Origin of the sequence: Aromatoleum sp. (assembly GCF_036675785.1) — a bacterium.
GTDB lineage: Bacteria > Pseudomonadota > Gammaproteobacteria > Burkholderiales > Rhodocyclaceae > Aromatoleum.
The window spans coordinates 118,332-137,057 of the sequence record NZ_JAKFEF010000011.1; the positions used below are offsets into that span (position 1 = coordinate 118,332).

At 64.9% G+C, this 18,726-nt stretch carries 12 protein-coding genes and 1 CRISPR repeat array; of the genes, 8 read left to right on the top strand and 4 right to left on the bottom strand.

Going from position 1 to position 18,726, the window contains the following annotated elements:
* Positions 1-25 precede the first annotated feature (25 nt).
* The 8 genes from V6M37_RS02655 (at position 26) to ccoG (ending at position 13,797) form a co-directional block, all read left to right on the top strand.
* On the top strand, positions 26-2,287 hold the full coding sequence (locus tag V6M37_RS02655) for a CRISPR-associated endonuclease Cas3'' (protein ID WP_332670858.1): 2,262 nt from the start codon (positions 26-28) through the stop codon (positions 2,285-2,287).
* Positions 2,288-2,301: 14 nt separating this feature from the next.
* Positions 2,302-2,976: a type I-C CRISPR-associated protein Cas5c gene (gene cas5c, locus V6M37_RS02660; RefSeq protein WP_332670859.1), complete on the top strand. Its 675-nt coding sequence runs from the start codon at positions 2,302-2,304 to the stop codon at positions 2,974-2,976.
* On the top strand, positions 2,973-4,838 hold the full coding sequence (cas8c, locus tag V6M37_RS02665; RefSeq protein ID WP_332670861.1) for a type I-C CRISPR-associated protein Cas8c/Csd1: 1,866 nt from the start codon (positions 2,973-2,975) through the stop codon (positions 4,836-4,838). Before cas5c ends, cas8c begins: the two co-directional genes overlap by 4 nt.
* Entirely contained in the window at positions 4,835-5,716 is an 882-nt protein-coding gene (gene cas7c / locus V6M37_RS02670; RefSeq protein ID WP_332670862.1) for a type I-C CRISPR-associated protein Cas7/Csd2, read from the top strand. The genes cas8c and cas7c overlap by 4 nt, the downstream gene beginning before the upstream one ends.
* Before the next feature lie 33 nt (positions 5,717-5,749).
* A complete protein-coding gene (gene cas4, locus V6M37_RS02675; protein WP_332670863.1) occupies positions 5,750-6,385 on the top strand; it encodes a CRISPR-associated protein Cas4 in 636 nt (211 codons plus the stop codon).
* Positions 6,386-6,388: 3 nt separating this feature from the next.
* Entirely contained in the window at positions 6,389-7,429 is a 1,041-nt protein-coding gene (gene cas1c / locus V6M37_RS02680; RefSeq protein ID WP_332670865.1) for a type I-C CRISPR-associated endonuclease Cas1c, read from the top strand.
* Positions 7,430-7,438: 9 nt separating this feature from the next.
* Positions 7,439-7,729, top strand: coding sequence for a CRISPR-associated endonuclease Cas2 (cas2, locus tag V6M37_RS02685; RefSeq protein WP_332670866.1), 291 nt, complete (start codon positions 7,439-7,441; stop codon positions 7,727-7,729).
* A gap of 188 nt (positions 7,730-7,917) precedes the next feature.
* Positions 7,918-12,075: a CRISPR direct-repeat array (repeat unit 32 nt; unit sequence GTCGCGCCCCTCGCGGGCGCGTGGATTGAAAC).
* A 282-nt stretch (positions 12,076-12,357) separates the two neighbouring features.
* Positions 12,358-13,797, top strand: coding sequence for a cytochrome c oxidase accessory protein CcoG (gene ccoG / locus V6M37_RS02690; protein WP_332670867.1), 1,440 nt, complete (start codon positions 12,358-12,360; stop codon positions 13,795-13,797).
* Positions 13,798-13,938: 141 nt separating this feature from the next.
* Here the strand turns inward: ccoG and V6M37_RS02695 are convergent, their stop codons facing one another.
* From V6M37_RS02695 to V6M37_RS02710, 4 genes are all read right to left on the bottom strand, one after another.
* The gene (locus V6M37_RS02695) at positions 13,939-15,465 is read right to left on the bottom strand and encodes a diguanylate cyclase domain-containing protein (RefSeq protein WP_332670869.1); all 1,527 of its coding nucleotides are present in this window, start codon (positions 15,463-15,465) and stop codon (positions 13,939-13,941) included.
* Between the two features lie 32 nt (positions 15,466-15,497).
* Positions 15,498-16,025, bottom strand: coding sequence for a DUF3617 domain-containing protein (locus V6M37_RS02700; protein WP_332670870.1), 528 nt, complete (start codon positions 16,023-16,025; stop codon positions 15,498-15,500).
* Between the two features lie 59 nt (positions 16,026-16,084).
* Entirely contained in the window at positions 16,085-17,506 is a 1,422-nt protein-coding gene (gene ppnN / locus V6M37_RS02705; RefSeq protein ID WP_332670872.1) for a nucleotide 5'-monophosphate nucleosidase PpnN, read from the bottom strand.
* A 113-nt stretch (positions 17,507-17,619) separates the two neighbouring features.
* The coding region (locus V6M37_RS02710; RefSeq protein ID WP_332670874.1) for a hypothetical protein at positions 17,620-18,726 on the bottom strand (1,107 nt) is incomplete at its 5' end.

Below are 18,726 nucleotides of genomic sequence, written 5' to 3' on the forward strand. Positions count from 1 at the left end.
CTACTGCATGCACCCTCAGCCATCCGTGCCCGACGCATTCTTTGCACACTCGACACCACAAGCGGATAAATCCGACTGGCAACCGCTTCAGCATCATCTTCAGCACGTTGGGGAAATCGCAAGGGGACTCGGATCGTCTTTCCAAGGCGATGAACTGGCGGAGGTTGCCGGGCTGCTTCACGACATCGGCAAGTACACCGACGATTTTCAGCGCCGTATCAGCGGAGATGCGGTTCGCGTGGACCACGCGACTCGGGGCGCGATGCTGGCGGTCGAGCGTTATGGCCTGGTCGGCATGCTGCTCGCCTACGGTATCGCCGGCCACCATGCCGGCCTGGCCAATGGTGGCGAGAGTGGTGAGCGCACCTCCTTGCGTGACCGCCTGAAAGGTGCCGGCCTACCACCCTTGCGTGACGCCTGGCGGCGCGAGATCTCCTTTCCCGAATGCCTCGCCATGCCGCGGTTGCGCGGGCACAGCAAGGAGCGGAGCGGTTTCCAGGCTGCGTTCCTTGTACGCATGCTGTTCTCATGCCTCGTCGATGCCGATTACCTGGATACCGAAGCCTTCTACGATCGTGTCGCACAACCGGATCAGCCGAATGACCGCAGCACCCTGCGTGCAGTCGAACCCCCGCAATTTGAATTGCTGCGGGACCGGCTTAACGTCTACTTGTCCAGTCTTACTGCAGACTCGGACGTCAACCAGATCCGAGCCGAGATCCTGGCACATGTGAGAAACGAGGCGGCACAGGACCCTGGCTTGTTTTCGCTCACCGTACCCACCGGTGGCGGCAAGACGCTAGCCTCACTCGCTTTCGGACTTGACCATGCTATCCGCCACGGCTTACGGCGGGTGATCTTCGTCATTCCCTTCACCAGCATCGTCGAACAAAACGCGGCAGTGTTCCGCACCGCCTTGGGGGACTTGGGCGAGGCTGCGGTACTGGAGCACCACAGCGCGTTCATCGCAGCCGTGCCGCCCAAGTCCGATGCAGAGCGCTATCAGGCGAAGGAGAAGCTGCGCCTGGCGATGGAGAACTGGGACGCCCCCATCGTCGTCACCACTTCCGTGCAGTTCTTCGAAAGCCTGTTCGCCGCCCGGCCTTCGCAGTGTCGCAAGCTGCACAACATCGCGGGCAGCGTGGTCATCCTCGACGAGGCCCAGACGCTCCCGCTCAAACTGCTGCGCCCGGCGGTAGCGGCCATCGACGAACTGGCCCGCAACTACCGCAGCAGCATCGTGCTTTGCACCGCCACCCAGCCTGCACTGAGTGCGCGGGACTTTCGAGGCGGACTGGATGGCGTGCGGGAGCTGGCGCCGGATCCGGCCGAGCTATTCCGCAAGCTCGACCGCGTGCGGGTGCGCCACGTCGGCATGCTGGACGACGAGCAACTCGCGGTCCAACTCCGCGCGCTCGACGGGGTGCTGTGCATCGTCAACAACCGTCGTCACGCGCGGGCGGTGTATCAGTCGCTCGCCGACCTGCCCGGCACGCGCCATCTCACAACGTTGATGTGCGCCAAACATCGCAGCCAAGTCCTGGCCGAAGTTCGCGCCCTGCTAAAGGCGGGCGAACCCTGCCGGCTGGTCTCGACATCACTGATCGAGGCAGGCGTCGATATCTCGCTGCCGGCGGTTTATCGGGCCGAGGCAGGTCTGGATTCCATCGCTCAGGCAGCGGGGCGCTGCAATCGCAACGGCGAACGGCCCGCCGAGCAAAGCGAGGTACGGGTGTTCGCCACCGCCAACGACGACTGGGCGCCGCCACCCGAGCTGCGCCAGTTCGCTCAAGCCGCACGGGAGGTCCTGCGCCAGCCGCAGTACAGAGACGGCCCGCTGTCGCCTCCCGCCATCGAGGCCTACTTCCGGCAGTTGTACTGGCAGAAGGGTGACAAAGAACTCGATGCCGAAGATCTGCTTGGCCTGTGCGCGGAAAGCCGCGTGGACACGCTGCCACTGGAAACCCTGGCCACCAAATTCCGCATGATCGACACGGTGCAGATGCCGGTCATCGTGCCCTTCGACGATGCGGCACGCAGCGCGATCGAGGGTCTGCGCTACGCCGAGAAAAGCGGCGGCCTCGCGCGCAAGCTGCAGCCCTATCTCGTGCAGTTGCCGCGCAATGGCTTTGAAGCGCTGCGCAAGGCCGGTGCAATTCAGCCGATTGCGCCGGAGAAATGGGGGGAACAGTTCATGGAACTGGTGAACATGGACATCTACAGCCCGGAGTTCGGTATCTGGTGGGATGAGCCGACATTCATGAATTCGGCGAACACGATTATCTGAGGGAGGGGCAGCGCATGAGCTTCGGAATCCGCCTGCACGTCTGGGGCGAACGGGCCTGCTTCACGCGGCCGGAGATGAAGGTGGAGCGGGTGAGCTACGACGTCATCACGCCGTCGGCCGCACGCGGCATCCTGGAGGCCATCCACTGGAAGCCGGCAATCCGCTGGGTGGTGGATCGCATCCATGTGCTCAAGCCGATTCGCTTCGAATCGATCCGCCGCAACGAGGTGGGCGGCAAGCTCTCGCCGGGCAGCGTCAGTAAGGCGATGAAGGCCGGTTCCACGGCGGGACTAGTTGCCTACGTGGATGAAGACCGCCAGCAGCGTGCGGCCACGGTGCTGCGCGACGTGGCCTATGTGATCGAGGCCCATTTCGACCTCACAGACAAGGCGGGGCCGGACGATTCGGTCGGCAAGCACCTGGATATTTTCAATCGCCGTGCCCGCAAGGGGCAGCACTTCCACGCACCCTGCCTGGGCGTGCGCGAATTTCCGGCTCACTTCGGCTTGGTAGAGGACGGCGAACCGCTGCCCGAGCCTCACCCCCAACGGGAATCGGACAAGGACCTCGGCTGGATGCTGCATGACATCGACTTCGCCGACGGCATGGCGCCGCGCTTCTTTCGCGCGCAGTTGACCGGTGGCGTGATCGAGGTGCCGCCGTGGCAGGGCGGGGAGGTCAAGGCATGATCCTGCAGGCGCTGACCCATTACTATCAGAGGATGATCGAGCGGCAGGCCGAGGACGTCGCGCTGTATGGCTACAGCCCAGAGAAGATCAGTTACGAGATCGTGCTGACACCTGACGGCCGTGTAGTGGCGGTAAACGACATTCGCGACACCTCCGGCAAGAAACCGCAGCCGAAGCCGTTGGTGGTGCCCCAGGTACATCGCACCTCAGGTATCGAGCCCGCTTTCCTTTGGGACAAGACTAGCTATGTGCTCGGGGTAAGCGCCACCAGCAAGCGTGCCGACAAGGAGCACGAGGCGTTCAAGACCCTGCATCAAGCAGCGCTGAGCGGTGAGAATGATGATGGCATGCAGGCATTGCTGGCCTTCCTGCGGCATTGGTCGCCAGGGCAATTTCAGGCGCCTCTGTTCCCTGCCGAAATGCAGGACACCAACGTTGTGTTTCGCCTTGATGGCGATGGGCGCAGGTTCTTGCACGAGCGTGAGGCAGCACAGGCATTGAGGGCGCGACTCTCTTGTGAGAGCGCTTCTGGTGAAACCCCTATGGGGGTCTGTTTGGTCTCCGGTCAGGTTGAACCGCTTGCCCGCCTGCATCCGCCGATCAAGGGGGTGCTTGGGGCACAGAGTTCTGGGGCCGCAATCGTAGCCTTTAACGACGACGCGTATCTCTCGTACAAGGGGTCGAGGACGAAAGCTGAGGCAGCCAAGAAGGAAAACAATACAGGTGCGAACGCGCCAGTGTCCGAGCAGGCGGCCTTCGCCTATTCCACTGCACTCAATTACTTGCTGCGCCGGGGCGAGCATAACCGCCAGCGGCTGCAGGTGGGCGACACCACGGTGGTGTTCTGGGCCGAAGCCGCGCACGCCGGTCAGGTAACCGAAGCCGAGGACCTGTTCGCAGACCTTCTAAACCGGCCCGCGGACGACGCGTCGGAGGCCAAGCGCGTGCGGGAGGTGCTAGACCACGTCGCCAAGGGCCGCCCGCTCGATGAGATCGACCCCAAGCTGGATCCGGCCACCCGCATGTACGTGCTGGGCCTTGCGCCCAATGCCTCGCGTCTGTCGGTGCGCTTCTGGCAGGTGGACACGCTGGACGTGCTCGCCCGCCGCATTGCCGAGCATACGCAGGATCTGCGCCTGGAGCCGCTGCCGTGGCGCACCGAGCCATCCGCCTACAGGCTGGTGCTGGCGACCGTGCCGCGTCGGGAGGGCGCCAAGCCCAAGGCCGATGATGCAATCAACATCGTCATCGGCGAAATGATGCGCGCCATCCTCAGCGGCGGCCTGTATCCGCGCAGCCTGCTGGCCAACACCATCATGCGCCTGCGTGCGGACGGAGACATCTCCGGCCTGCGCGTGGCCTTATGCAAAGGCGTCCTGGCGCGCGAATGGCGCCGGGGCATTCGCACTTCCGACGAGGAGATCCCCGTGAGTCTCGATAAGCAATCCACCCAGCCGGGCTATGTGCTCGGGCGGCTGTTCGCGGTGCTGGAGTACGTGCAGCGCTGCGCGCTGGGCAGCCAGGTCAACGCCACCATCCGCGACCGCTATTACGGCGCGGCGTCCGCCACGCCCGCCACGATCTTTCCGGTGCTGTTGCGCAACACACAGAACCACCTCGGCAAGCTGCGCAAGGAAAAGGCAGGCCTCGCCGTGGTGCTGGAGAAAGACATCCGCGAGATCGTCGGCCGCCTGCCCGAGCAGTTTCCGCGCAGCCTGAAGATCGAGGACCAGGGCCGCTTTGCCATCGGCTACTACCATCAGTCGCAGGCGTATTTCACCCGGCGCGACACGCCTGTCGACGCCGACGCGAGCGAATCCGCAGAACCCACCGACACCGAAATGGAAGGAGCCGAGCTATGACCGCCATCGCCCACCGCTACGAGTTCGTCTACCTGTTCGACGTGACCAACGGCAACCCGAACGGCGACCCGGACGCGGGCAACCTGCCGCGCCTGGACCCGGAGACGAACCGGGGCCTGGTAACCGACGTCGCGCTCAAGCGCAAGATCCGCAACTTCGTCACGCTGGACAAGGAAGGTACGCCGGGCTGCGCGATCTACATGCAGGAAAAGGCCATCCTGAACCTGCAGCACAAGCTGGCCTATGATGCGCTCGACATCAAGCCCGAGGACAAGAAACTGCCCAAGGACGAGGCCAAAGCCCGCGAGATTACTGCGTGGATGTGCGCCAATTTCTTCGACGTGCGCACCTTTGGCGCGGTGATGACCACCGGCGTCAACGCCGGCCAGGTGCGTGGTCCTGTTCAGCTCGCCTTCGCCACTTCGGTGGAGCCGGTGCTCCCGCTGGAAGTGTCGATTACCCGCATGGCGGTCACCACCGAGAAGGAAGCCGAAGCCCAGAGTGGCGACAACCGCACCATGGGCCGCAAGCACATCCTGCCGTATGGCCTGTATCGCGCGCACGGCTTCGTGTCCGCAAAGCTGGCCGAGCGCACGGGCTTCTCCGATGATGATTTGCAGTTGCTGTGGAATGCGCTCATCAACATGTTCGAGCACGACCGCTCGGCCGCCCGCGGTGAAATGGCCGCGCGCAAGTTGATCGTGTTCGAGCATGAGTGCGCCATGGGCAATGCGCCGGCGCATGTGCTGTTCGACGCGGTAAAAGTCGAACGAAAAGCCGGAACCGAGCAGGCGCCCGCGCGCAGTTTTGCGGACTATCGCGTCAGCATCGATGCCGAAGCCATGCCGCGTGGCGTGAGCGTGCGGGAACTTCTGTAAGGCGCGGCGGAGATCAGCAAGGGCGAGGGGGCGATGGACGACGAAGACGATCTCATCCCCATCTCCGCCCTGCAGCATTTTCTTTACTGCCCGCGCCAGTGCGCGCTCATCCACATCGAGCGCCTATGGGCCGAGAGCCGGCAGACGGCCGAGGGACGGCTTCTCCACGACAGGGCGGACACGCCGCAGATCGAACGCCGACACGGCGTGCGCACGATTACTGCGATGCCCTTGGCCAGCGCCGAGCTGGGGATTGCCGGGGTCGCCGACGTGGTGGAATTCCGCCTTGGCACCGACGGCGAGCCCCCGTGCCCAGTGGAGTACAAGCGCGGACGGCCCAAGGCGCACCGCGCCGACGAAGTGCAGTTGTGCGCGCAGGCGCTGTGCCTGGAAGCGATGTTCGGCTACCCATTGGTTGAGGGTGCCTTGTTCTACGGTCAGACGCGCCGGCGCGAAGGCGTGGCGATCGACGACGAGTTGCGCCGGCTCACACTCGAAACCATACAGGCCACTCGGGAAATGATCCGCTCCGGACGCACGCCATCTGCGACCTATCAGGCCAAGCGTTGCGACGCCTGTTCGCTCATGGAACTGTGCCAGCCGAAGCTACTCGGCAAGGGGCGTAATGTCGAAACCTGGCTGCGTGGCCAGATGTCCGAGGAGCCCTGATTCATGCGGCGGCAGCTCAACACGGTGTACGTGACAACCGAAGGCGCATGGCTGCGCAAGGACGGGGCCAACATCGTCATGGAGGTCGAAGGCGAGACCCGAGCCCGCCTGCCCACCCACATGCTCGAAAGCCTGGTGTGCTTCGGTCGGGTGCTGGTGTCACCGCCCTTGCTCGGCTATTGCGCGGAGCAGGGCATCAGCGTCTGTTATCTCAGCCCCAACGGGAAGTTCCTCGCCCGCGTAGAAGGACCGGTGTCCGGCAACGTCTTGCTACGTCGCGAGCAGTACCGGCGTACGGATGATGCACCGCGTTGCACTGCGCTTGTGCGACACGTGCTAATCGGCAAAGTGCATAACCAGCGGACTGTAGTTTCACGCGGTCTGCGCGACTACGGCGATGAACTGCCCGAAGCCGCGCGCGCCGAGCTGGCGCATGCGGAGAAGCGGCTCAAGCGCATCGCCGAGCGCCTGCTCGCTGACGCCGAGATTGATGTCCTGCGCGGTCTCGAGGGCGAGGCGGCGCAGGCATATTTCGGAGTGTTCGACCACCTGATCCGCGTGCCGGACGCCGCGATGCGCTTCGGCGGACGCAGTCGGCGCCCACCCGTCGATGCGGCCAATGCGCTACTTTCCTTTCTGTACACGCTGCTTACGCACGACTGCCGGTCCGCGCTCGAAACGGTGGGTCTGGATCCGGCTGTCGGTTTTCTCCACCGCGACCGACCCGGCCGTCCCAGTCTCGCGCTGGATCTCGTCGAAGAGTTCCGCCCCTTTCTCGCCGACCGCTTGGCTTTGTCGCTGATCAACCGTAAGCAGGTCTCCGTCCGGGACTTCGTGCGCATGGATAACGGTGCAACGCTGCTGAAGGAAGACTCACGCAAGACGGTGCTCACCGCTTACCAGGAGCGCAAGCGCGAGTCGCTGCGGCACGCCTTTCTCGACGAGAAAATCGAGATCGGCCTGTTTCCAGCCATCCAGGCGCAACTGCTGGCCCGCCACCTGCGTGGCGACCTCGACGCCTATCCCCCGTTCCTGTGGAAATAGGGCCATATCATGATGGTTCTCGTCAGCTATGACGTTAGTACCACTAGCGCCAGCGGCGCAAAGCGCCTGCGGCACCTAGCCAAAGCCTGCCGCGACTTTGGCCAACGGGTGCAATACTCGGTATTCGAAATCGAGGTCGACCTCGCACAATGGACCTTTCTCAAGAGCAAGCTGTGCGAACTGATCGATCCCGAGGAAGACAGCTTGCGCTTCTACTACCTGGGCCGGAACTGGCAGAACAAGGTCGAGCATATCGGCGCGAAGCCTGCGGTCAATCTAAACGGTCCCTTGATCTTGTAGCGGGCACATTTTGCGAACCCCAAGCTGCCGAGCAAAATCAGGGAGGTTCGCAGAACGCGGAACCCCTTATGGTTTAAGGGATTCGGTCTTTTCTCACCTATGAAATTGTGTAGCTTGCCGAACTTTTATTTGAGGTTCGCAGTAAGAGACTTTTAATTGCTTTAGTCTCAATGTCTTCCGCAAGCGGAGTCGCGCCCCTCGCGGGCGCGTGGATTGAAACGCCCGTCGCATCGCCGATGAACTCGCGGCGCTTGGTCGCGCCCCTCGCGGGCGCGTGGATTGAAACCGCGGCGGCTGGGCGACGTCGGCGCACTTCAACGTGTCGCGCCCCTCGCGGGCGCGTGGATTGAAACTACCCCGACCGCTTCGGCGTCATCTCCACCCGCGCGTCGCGCCCCTCGCGGGCGCGTGGATTGAAACATTTGAAAACTCCGAAAGGCCCTATTGAGAGTGCAAGTCGCGCCCCTCGCGGGCGCGTGGATTGAAACAGCGAGTAGCCACCGAGATAGGCTGTCGCCACTCCGTCGCGCCCCTCGCGGGCGCGTGGATTGAAACGGATTCGGTCTACAAACGTTTTCCCGGTGCGGACGGGTCGCGCCCCTCGCGGGCGCGTGGATTGAAACCTTATCGGGTTCGTCTCGACTCTCGTCGGGTCGTGTCGCGCCCCTCGCGGGCGCGTGGATTGAAACCTTGCGGCGGGGTATCGAATTTCGCCGTTTGATGCGGTCGCGCCCCTCGCGGGCGCGTGGATTGAAACAGAATCTGCCGCCCGATGAACGGGTCAAGCATTGGTCGCGCCCCTCGCGGGCGCGTGGATTGAAACTCGCACGCGCCGGTTGTCGCCGCGCACCTTGATCGAGTCGCGCCCCTCGCGGGCGCGTGGATTGAAACATGTCGTGTGATCCGGCGCAATCGCTGCTGGACGTCGCGCCCCTCGCGGGCGCGTGGATTGAAACGATGCGGTGCTCGCAAAGATCAGCTCCTACCGGCGTCGCGCCCCTCGCGGGCGCGTGGATTGAAACAGCCCGGCCCGTAGTGATGGGTTTGCGCCGAAGGGCGTCGCGCCCCTCGCGGGCGCGTGGATTGAAACTTTCTGCCGGCCGATCAGGTCATGCAAATGCGTTGTCGCGCCCCTCGCGGGCGCGTGGATTGAAACATTGATCTGGCGAGCGAACACGAAGCGGCCGAAGTCGCGCCCCTCGCGGGCGCGTGGATTGAAACACGACATCCGCAGCAGGCGACACCACTCCACCGAGTCGCGCCCCTCGCGGGCGCGTGGATTGAAACCTGACGAACGTGCGGGAATGGTGTCGCTACCGTGGGTCGCGCCCCTCGCGGGCGCGTGGATTGAAACCGCACTCGCGCAGCAACAGCAGGCCGAGCGCGTCGCGCCCCTCGCGGGCGCGTGGATTGAAACACCAGCCCGCGTACACGTAACGCACCACGCATGCGTCGCGCCCCTCGCGGGCGCGTGGATTGAAACTCCTCGATCATCTTCGTGAGCCGCGGGTTGAACGATGTCGCGCCCCTCGCGGGCGCGTGGATTGAAACTTGAGGTGGTAGAGGTCCTGGCGCGCGACGATTTGTCGCGCCCCTCGCGGGCGCGTGGATTGAAACGTTACCCGCGGCTTGGGGGCCGCCAAGGAGAGGACGGTCGCGCCCCTCGCGGGCGCGTGGATTGAAACAATCGACGACCGACGCGGATGGGTTTGCCGAAACCGTCGCGCCCCTCGCGGGCGCGTGGATTGAAACCACATGGTGCGGCGCACAGGAGAGGCGAACCCGAGTCGCGCCCCTCGCGGGCGCGTGGATTGAAACCTCGCGGTATTCATTGACCGATTCGAGCGCGCCGTGTCGCGCCCCTCGCGGGCGCGTGGATTGAAACTCGGCCGTGCTTGATACCGCGATCGCATACGCCACGTCGCGCCCCTCGCGGGCGCGTGGATTGAAACCTGCTTCACGACAGTCAGATCGCCATCAGCCTCGTCGCGCCCCTCGCGGGCGCGTGGATTGAAACCGATCCGGCGAGCGACAAACTGCGCGTGCCGGCGAGTCGCGCCCCTCGCGGGCGCGTGGATTGAAACCAGTTCGACGACGACAACGAGTGCCGCAAGCTTGGTCGCGCCCCTCGCGGGCGCGTGGATTGAAACTGACGCTCGACATCGACGCTGTCACGGCGCTGGCCAGTCGCGCCCCTCGCGGGCGCGTGGATTGAAACGCGCGGTTCCGCTCGTGGCTGCTCGCCGTCTATCGTCGCGCCCCTCGCGGGCGCGTGGATTGAAACCAGGTGACGACCGCCGAGGGCGACACGCTGACGCGTCGCGCCCCTCGCGGGCGCGTGGATTGAAACATCGTTGATCCATTCGAGCGCGGGATACGCTCCAGGTCGCGCCCCTCGCGGGCGCGTGGATTGAAACAACAAGCGACAATCAACGAGAAGCCGGGTGGCGAGTCGCGCCCCTCGCGGGCGCGTGGATTGAAACGGTGGAAGGGGCAAATCGAAAGAAGCCCATGCCGCGTCGCGCCCCTCGCGGGCGCGTGGATTGAAACCTTTGTCGGCACGTTCCACGATGGCACGGGCGTACGTCGCGCCCCTCGCGGGCGCGTGGATTGAAACTACAGCTACTTCAACGTCACCTATAACCTCGCCGGTCGCGCCCCTCGCGGGCGCGTGGATTGAAACCGGTATGGGCGAGGACGCTTGCCAATCTCTACTGGTCGCGCCCCTCGCGGGCGCGTGGATTGAAACATCGGTCGTGGTGTTCGGGCAGGCGATCGACATGGTCGCGCCCCTCGCGGGCGCGTGGATTGAAACTCTGTCATTGGCGCGGACGGAAAGGTCATTGGCAGGTCGCGCCCCTCGCGGGCGCGTGGATTGAAACTCCAAATAGAGGGGTTCCGCGTATGACGATGCTGGTCGCGCCCCTCGCGGGCGCGTGGATTGAAACGTAGCAGCCGCTGCACGCCTCCGACCATTCGGCCAGTCGCGCCCCTCGCGGGCGCGTGGATTGAAACACTCTGACGACGGACGGAAAGCTGAATATCGAGCAGGTCGCGCCCCTCGCGGGCGCGTGGATTGAAACCTTGAACGGCAGATGAACCTCGCACTAGACTTCGTCGCGCCCCTCGCGGGCGCGTGGATTGAAACCCCCCTCGAAGGGCGTTACATGGGCCGGGCAATCGTCGCGCCCCTCGCGGGCGCGTGGATTGAAACAGGTAACGACCCCAGGAATCCGGCTCCATCGCGCTGGGTCGCGCCCCTCGCGGGCGCGTGGATTGAAACAATCCGGCAACGTGCGACGTTGCTGTGCGCACAACCGCGTCGCGCCCCTCGCGGGCGCGTGGATTGAAACAGGCACCAGCCCGTCGGCTCCGGCATGTCGAGCCCGGTCGCGCCCCTCGCGGGCGCGTGGATTGAAACATGTGAGCGACGCAGCGCACGAGCAGCGCATTGCGTGTCGCGCCCCTCGCGGGCGCGTGGATTGAAACCTGTCGCGGAAGCGGCGGACATGACGATCAAGGCGTCGCGCCCCTCGCGGGCGCGTGGATTGAAACGGCCTGACGGACGAGCAGATGACCGATCGCACGGGTCGCGCCCCTCGCGGGCGCGTGGATTGAAACAGCAGGGTCATCGTCCCCGCCTCCAGATCCACCTGTCGCGCCCCTCGCGGGCGCGTGGATTGAAACGGCAAGTACAAATCTGCATCGCTCCACATCAAGTCGCGCCCCTCGCGGGCGCGTGGATTGAAACTGACCCTCAATCGTGTCATTGAAAAACGAAGCACCCGTCGCGCCCCTCGCGGGCGCGTGGATTGAAACAATGCCAGAGACAACGCCGCGTACAGCGCCACCGTCAGTCGCGCCCCTCGCGGGCGCGTGGATTGAAACAATCATCAACGGCGGAACCGCTCAAGTCGCGCCCCTCGCGGGCGCGTGGATTGAAACACCCGGCAGTAACTGGAATCGTGCGCAAACATCGAGTCGCGCCCCTCGCGGGCGCGTGGATTGAAACGTCGTCGGGTTGGCGTGGCTGTCGGCGGGGATCTTGTCGCGCCCCTCGCGGGCGCGCGGATTGAAACGCTGACGACGGCATGCGCTCCGAATTCGACCGCGTCGTCGCGCCCCTCGCGGGCGCGTGGATTGAAACCCGAGCGCCGAGCCGATCCCCGACACGACGGACGCCCGTCGCGCCCCTCGCGGGCACGTGGATTGAAACCAAAGGATTTCGAGTTGGTGACGACGACCTGGAGTCGCGCCCCTCGCGGGCGCGTGGATTGAAACCCCGCGCTGTGTCCGCGCTGGTCGGCGTCCGGCGTCGCGCCCCTCGCGGGCGCGTGGATTGAAACGGCAGCAGGGCGCCCTTCTGCTCGACGAACGCCGGTCGCCAATACCGCAACTGTGTCCGCCTCAACTTCGGCCATCCGTGGTCCGACGAGTTCGAGAACGCGATCGCGACGCTCGGCGGCATGATCGGGGAACAGATGTGACCCGCGTCGCGGCGGACTGACTGTTACGTTCGAATTCCGCCGATCTGAATCTGTATCGCACTGACTCGTGATGGTCTACTCGCCTCGCTGCCCGTTTCGCCAAGAAAACCTTCGGGCGCGGATCGCAGCGAGGACAGCGCAATGCATACGCCGACGACCCGGGCCAGCGGCGCCCACATCGAGTTCTACCAAAAGACCGGGAAAATTCACCCGCGCACGACCGCCGGCCGCTACAACAGTTTGCGCCGGGCGATGGTGTGGTTCTCCCAGTTGCTCTTTTACGGCGGCGCCTGGCTGAGTTGGGACGGCCGGCAGGCGTTCCTGTTCGACATCGCCGAGCGCAAGTTCTACCTCTTCGGCCTCGTCCTGTGGCCGCAGGATGCGCTGCTCGCCGCAGTGCTGCTGATCATCGCCGCCACCGCGCTGTTCCTCGTCACCGCGGTCGCAGGTCGACTGTTTTGCGGCTTCGCCTGTCCACAGACCGTCTATACGTCGATCTTCCGCTGGGTCGAAGCCCGTGTCGAAGGCGATCACATCGCCCGCTTGCGTCTCGACGAAGCGCCGGTCAGTGCGCGCAAGCTCAGGCTGAAGGCCGCAAAGCACGGGGCCTGGCTTGCGATCGCGGCATGGACCGGAATCACTTTCGTCGGCTATTTCACGCCGATCCGCGAGCTGCTCTGGAATCTCGGGCCGGGCGACCTCGGGCCATGGGAAGGCTTCTGGGTCTTCTTCTACGGCGCGTTCACCTATCTGCAGGCCGGCTTCGCGCGTGAAATGGTTTGCCTCCACATGTGCCCCTACTCGCGCTTCCAAGGGGTGATGTTCGACGCCGACACCAGGACGATCAGCTACGACGCGCGACGCGGCGAGCCACGGGGCCGACGCGGCGCAGCGAAGCTCGCCGCGGCAACGGGCGGGGACGCCGCAAATCCCATCGCACGGGCCGGCGGCGACTGCGTCGACTGCACGCTTTGCGTACAGGTGTGCCCCACCGGCATCGATATCCGGGACGGGCTCCAGTATCAGTGCATCAACTGCGGGTTGTGTGCCGATGCGTGTGACGACGTGATGACCCGGATCGGTTCGTCCCCCGGGCTCATCCGGATGGCGTCGGAAAGCGAGCTTGCGGCTCCCGCACTGCCGCCAGCCTCTGCACGTGCCCGCGCCTGGCGCAGCCCGCGTGCACTGACGTACGTCGCGGGGCTGGTCGTCTTTTCCGTGCTCGGCGCCTCGATGCTCGTGAACCGTACGCCGCTGATTGTCGACGTGCTGCGCGATCGCAGCGCGCTGCTCCGCGAAGGGACCGACGGCAACGTCGAGAACGCCTATACGCTGAAACTGATGAATCTGCTCGAACGGCCGCGCGAGTTTCGCGTCGCCGTCGAAGGTCCAGCCGGCGTTCATATCGCGGGGCGCGATACCTTCGCGGTCGACGGCGGCAGCGTGCTGCCTGTGCCGATCACGGTCGCGTCGAGTGCGGCCGCCGGGCTCAACGGCAGGCAGGAGATTCGCTTCCGCATCACCGCCGTCGACGAGCCCGCCCTCGCGGTGACCGAGGCGAGTTCCTTTCTGCTGCCTTGATTTCCCCCCGACACCCCGGAAACCCCGGCCCGGTCTCCCGCCGCCGATCCACTCCGCGGACGTACCGCGCGAGCAGCGGATGATCCGCTGAAGGAAACGGCCTCGAATCTCACAGCTCCCCCCACGAGCTTTCCTGCAGCGCTATTTCTTACTGTTGCGCGCGTGCTTCTCGCGGTACATCGCAGCGTCGGCGGCGCCGAGCAGGCTCTCCACGTCGTGGCCGTCGTCGGGGTACAGGCTCGCGCCGATGCTCGCGCCGATCGCCGCCGCCCGGGTTTCGAGCTGGAAGGGCTCGCGCAGTCGGAGGACGATCTTGGCGGCGATCGCTTCGACCTCGGGCCTTTTCGCGGGGCCATCGAGCAGCACGACGAATTCGTCGCCGCCGAGCCGGGCGATCGTGTCCTCTTCTCTGACACACTCGGCGAGGCGTCTTGCGACATCGACCAGCAGCGAGTCGCCGCTCGCATGCCCCAGCGTGTCATTGACGGCCTTGAAGTCGTCGAGGTCGATGAACAGCAGCCCGAAGGTTTCGTGCTTGCGTTGCGCCCGTGCGACCGCCTGCCGCGTCCGCTCCTTCAGCAGATTCCGGTTCGGCAGCCCGGTCAGCACGTCGTGATCGGCGGCATGGATCAGTTGCTCGGTCAGCTGGTGCTGTTCCGTGACGTCGCGGAACACCGACACCGCGCCGACGAGCCGGTCGTCGCGGTCGAGGAGCGGCGTCGCGAGTTCCTCGACGATGTACCTCACGTTGTCTTTGCCGTACAGCACCGAGCGTTTTCGCCGCGGGGTCGCGGACTTTAGCGCCTCTTCCAGCGCGGTCGGGCTGCGCCAGCCCTGATCGTCGAAACATTCGAAGACCTCCTCGGGCGGGTGGCCCGCGGCGTCGTGCCGGCGGCGCTCGAAAAGCCGCTCGGCGGCAGGGTTGAAATCCTCGACCCGGCCGTCGGCGTCGATCAGCACGACCCCTTCACCGATTGACCGCAGGGTGGTCTGCAGGCGCTCCTTCTCGTTGAAAAGCCGTTCCTCGGCGCGTACGCGCCGCGCGATTTCGGCTTCGAGGTCCTGCTTGTCGAATCGCAGTCGCAGGGAGGTGCGGATCGCACAGTGGAAGTTCCACGCGGAGACCGACAGCGCAACGAGGAAAATCACCGTCATGACGCCCATTGCGGTCTGCAGCGGCGTATGCAGCGTCAGGTACCGGATCGCCAGCGGCAACAGCGCAGGCAGCATGAACGCGATGCAGGTCTCGATTCGCGAGGCGAGCACGCTCACAGCGCCCGCGGACATCCCCGCGAGAACGAACGCGACAAAGACCTGATGCGCGATGGAATCGGGTGGAAAGAGCACGAGACCGGCCGCGCCCCAGACGCAACCCGCGGCGCCCGCGCCGGCGAAATAGGCGAGGTTCCAGATGCCGGCGCGGGCGGGGTCGGGACTTGCGAGGGCATGGCGTCGCGCGACGTACGCACGGACCCCCGTCACGATGACCAGCGATACATACCACGCGAGCAGGACGACAAGTGGAATGTGTTCGCTCTGGATGTACGCCAGAATCGCGCCGTTGATCAGCGTCGTCGTATACGCGAGCGGGGCGTTTCGATAGAGCAGCTCGACCTGCTCGACGAACACCGGATCGGACCGATTCATCTTGCCGCGCGCGCGCTTCATGTCGGCGTGTCCAAGGAGATGCGCGGGCGGTCTTACCCCTGCGGCGCCCCGCACTCGGCGGCAAGCCAGCGTGCGTCGGTGTCGACCTGCATGTCGCCTTGCGCCGACTTCAGGTCCACGCGGGTCGTGAAATGTTCGGCACCATCGAGCCGCGCCTCGAAGCGACCGGTCGCGTCGGGCTGCGTGCACCGCAGGCGGCCCGTCACCGTATTGCCGGTCTTTACGACATCGGCGAGCGTGCAGTTGCCCTCGACCTTGCCGGAGTAGATGTTGTCGTGCCTCGCCTGCTCGGGCGTGATGCAGCTGCGCACGGCGCCGTCGCTGCCCATCGCGACGCCGCGCGCCGCCATCTGCTGCTCGATCGTCCGGCGCATGTCCGGCGGCAGGCTCTTCAGGTACTGCGGCAATTGCGCCATCTGCGACGACATGTCGGGCAGGCCCCCGAGGTTCAGCCGCGTCGAGCGAAATTCCCACAGGCCGGGGCGAATGTCGGCGGCGTGCGCGACCGAGGCGAGGCACAGGGCCGCGATGCCGAATGCGAGGGGATGTGCGCGCTTCATATCGGGTTTCCTCTCCAGGGATTCGATTCGATGGAACTAGGTTCCCCGCCCGCTCCTGTTCATGCCGCCGGTGCCGCCGGTACCGCCTCGGTGACTACGCGGTAGCACGGCTCGTAACGGGTGCCGGGGAGCTTCATCCGCCCCTGCGCGACGAAGGACGACAGCAGGAGGTCCATCGGCTCCATGATCTCCGGGTCGCCGTGGATTTCGAACCGGCCGTTCCGTTCGATCTCGCGGATGCCGTCGTTCTTGACGTTGCCGGCGACGACGCCCGAAAACGCGCGGCGCAGGTTTGCGGCCAGCAGGTGGCGGGGCTGCTTCTTGTGCAGCGTGAGCTGGCGCATGCTCTCGTGCGTGGGGCGGAACGGGTGCTGGAATTCGTGCTCGATCCGCAGCGACCAGTTGAAGTAGTAGGCGTCGCGCTTCTCCTTCCGGGACGCGCGGACCTCGCCGAGGCCGGCGTGCAGTTCCCGCGCGACCGCTTCCGGGTCGTCGATGATGATCTTGTAGCGGCGCTGCGCCTCGACGCCGAGCGTTTCGCCGATGAACTGATCGATGCGGCGAAAGTAGTCCTCGGCGATCTTCGGCCCGGTGAAGACGAGCGGGAACGGCAGGTCCGCGTTGTCGGGGTGAAGCAGGATGCCGAGGACGTAAAGGATTTCCTCGGCCGTGCCGACGCCGCCGGGGAAGACGACGAAGCCGTGACCGGTGCGGACGAAGGCTTCGAGGCGCTTTTCGACGTCGGGAAGAATGACTAGTTCATTGACGATCGGGTTCGGCGATTCGGCGGCGATGATGCCGGGCTCGGTAAAGCCGAGGTAGCGCCCGTGGGTGATGCGTTGTTTCGCATGGCTGATCGTCGCGCCCTTCATCGGCCCCTTCATCGCGCCCGGGCCGCAGCCGGTGCAGATGTCGAGGCCGCGCAGGCCCAGTTCGTAGCCGACCTGTTTGGTGTAGATGTATTCGTCGCGATTGATCGAGTGACCACCCCAGCACACCACCAGGTTGGGGTCGGCCGGCTGCAGCACGCGCGCGTTGCGCAGCAGGCCGAAGACGGCGTCGGTGATGCCGGCACTGGTGTCGAGGTCGCGGCCGCAATCTTCGCCGCCGCTGAGCTCGATCGCGGTGTAGGCCAGGTCGCGGACGACGGCGAACAACAGTTCGGCGACGCCGCGGATGATCTCGCCGTCGACGAACGCCATCGCGGGTGCGTTACGCAGGTCGATGCGGACGCCGCGGTCCTGCTGCAGCACTTCGATGTCGAAATCCGGATACAGCTCCTGCGCGGCGCGCGGATCGTCGGAGGCGCTGCCGCTGGTCATTACCGCAAGCGCGCAGCGTCGCAGCAGGTCATGCATGCCGCCGCTGGATGCATCGCGCAAACGCGCCACTTCAGCGCGCGACAACACGTCGAGGCCGCCGCGCGGGTAGATGCGGGCGTTGACGGTGGGGAGGGTGGCATTGGCCGGTTCGCTGGTCATTCTGCTGTCGTCGTTCATGCCCGTGACTTTAGCGCAGTGGCTCGCGCCGGAGGAATCGCAAAAAGAAAACGGCCGGGTTTCCCCGGCCGTTTCGGTGTTGCCGACTGCCTGAATCAGAACTCGTACTTCAGGCCCACCTGGAGCGACCACTGCGAGATGCCGTTGGTCTGGCCGTCCGCATTGGTCGGCAAGCCAAGCGCGGTAGCCTGGCCGAACTCGGTACCGCTGCGGTAGCCGTACACGTACTTTCCGGTCATGCCCGCGGGGCAGTTCACTCTGCAGATACCGACCAGGCTTGCGACCGCGTTATTGGCGTTGAAGCCGTAGTCGATGATGTGGCCCCAGTCTTCGTTCAACATGTTGCCGATGTTCTGGATGTCCACCCAGATCTTGGACTTGTGACCTGCGAAGAACCCGGGCAGCTCCTGGGCAATACGCACGTCGAACGTGTTGACCCAGCCTGCGCGGAAGGCATTTTCCGGTGCATGGCTGCCCATGTACTGCGCGAGCTCGGGGTTGGCGTAGAGCCAGTCCCAGAACCGCTTTTCCATCACCGGATCCCGCGTGAACGCACCGGTGGTGGCGTTGAGCGAGCCGAACAGCACATCACCCGAGCTCCTCGGCACGTAGAACAGATCATTGAACGTGCGGTTGTCGCCGTTGGCGTCGTTGTTGAAGATGTAGCTGTACGGGCGGCCGCTGCGACCTTCGTAGACCAGGCCGACGCGGGTTTCGTAATCACCGAAGAACTTGTGGTTCCACTCCAGGGAGCCGGTGAAACGGTCCTTGATCTCGTAACGGGCGGTGTTGGACACCTCCTCGTTGGGGTTGACGCCGAGCTGGCTGCCAAAGCCAGAGCCAGCAGTGGAGCTGGTCAGCGAACCCACCTCGGTGGCATTGGTATAGGTGTAGCCCAGCGTCCACGACCAGTCGCTGTCGATCGAGAACGGCTGGGTCAGCGAGACCGTGAACTGCTGGCTCTTGCCCTTGTTGGTGTTGTTGATCAGGTAGACATCGCCGAAGAAGCTGTTGTTGCGGAATCGCGCCGGGTTGGTGGCCGTGGCGCCGGTAGAGGTATTGCCGAAGGGCCGGGGGCTGCTCGGATTCCAGTACAGCGCGCGGCCGTCCGGGCCGATGTAGCCGGGACCGACGTTCAGCGTCTGGTAGTACAGGCCGTCCTTGACGTCGGTCAGCAACAATTCCGCCGAAGCGACGAGGCC

What these genes read in the sequence shown, in the direction of transcription:
- cas4 (WP_332670863.1), top strand. Translation starts at nt 5,750, where the DNA reads ATGGACGACGAAGACGATCTCATCCCCATCTCCGCCCTGCAGCATTTT.
- cas8c (WP_332670861.1), top strand. Translation starts at nt 2,973, where the DNA reads ATGATCCTGCAGGCGCTGACCCATTACTATCAGAGGATGATCGAGCGG.
- ppnN (WP_332670872.1), bottom strand. Translation starts at nt 17,506, where the DNA reads ATGACCAGCGAACCGGCCAATGCCACCCTCCCCACCGTCAACGCCCGC.
- V6M37_RS02695 (WP_332670869.1), bottom strand. Translation starts at nt 15,465, where the DNA reads ATGAAGCGCGCGCGCGGCAAGATGAATCGGTCCGATCCGGTGTTCGTC.
- cas1c (WP_332670865.1), top strand. Translation starts at nt 6,389, where the DNA reads ATGCGGCGGCAGCTCAACACGGTGTACGTGACAACCGAAGGCGCATGG.
- cas5c (WP_332670859.1), top strand. Translation starts at nt 2,302, where the DNA reads ATGAGCTTCGGAATCCGCCTGCACGTCTGGGGCGAACGGGCCTGCTTC.
- V6M37_RS02700 (WP_332670870.1), bottom strand. Translation starts at nt 16,025, where the DNA reads ATGAAGCGCGCACATCCCCTCGCATTCGGCATCGCGGCCCTGTGCCTC.
- cas2 (WP_332670866.1), top strand. Translation starts at nt 7,439, where the DNA reads ATGATGGTTCTCGTCAGCTATGACGTTAGTACCACTAGCGCCAGCGGC.
- ccoG (WP_332670867.1), top strand. Translation starts at nt 12,358, where the DNA reads ATGCATACGCCGACGACCCGGGCCAGCGGCGCCCACATCGAGTTCTAC.
- cas7c (WP_332670862.1), top strand. Translation starts at nt 4,835, where the DNA reads ATGACCGCCATCGCCCACCGCTACGAGTTCGTCTACCTGTTCGACGTG.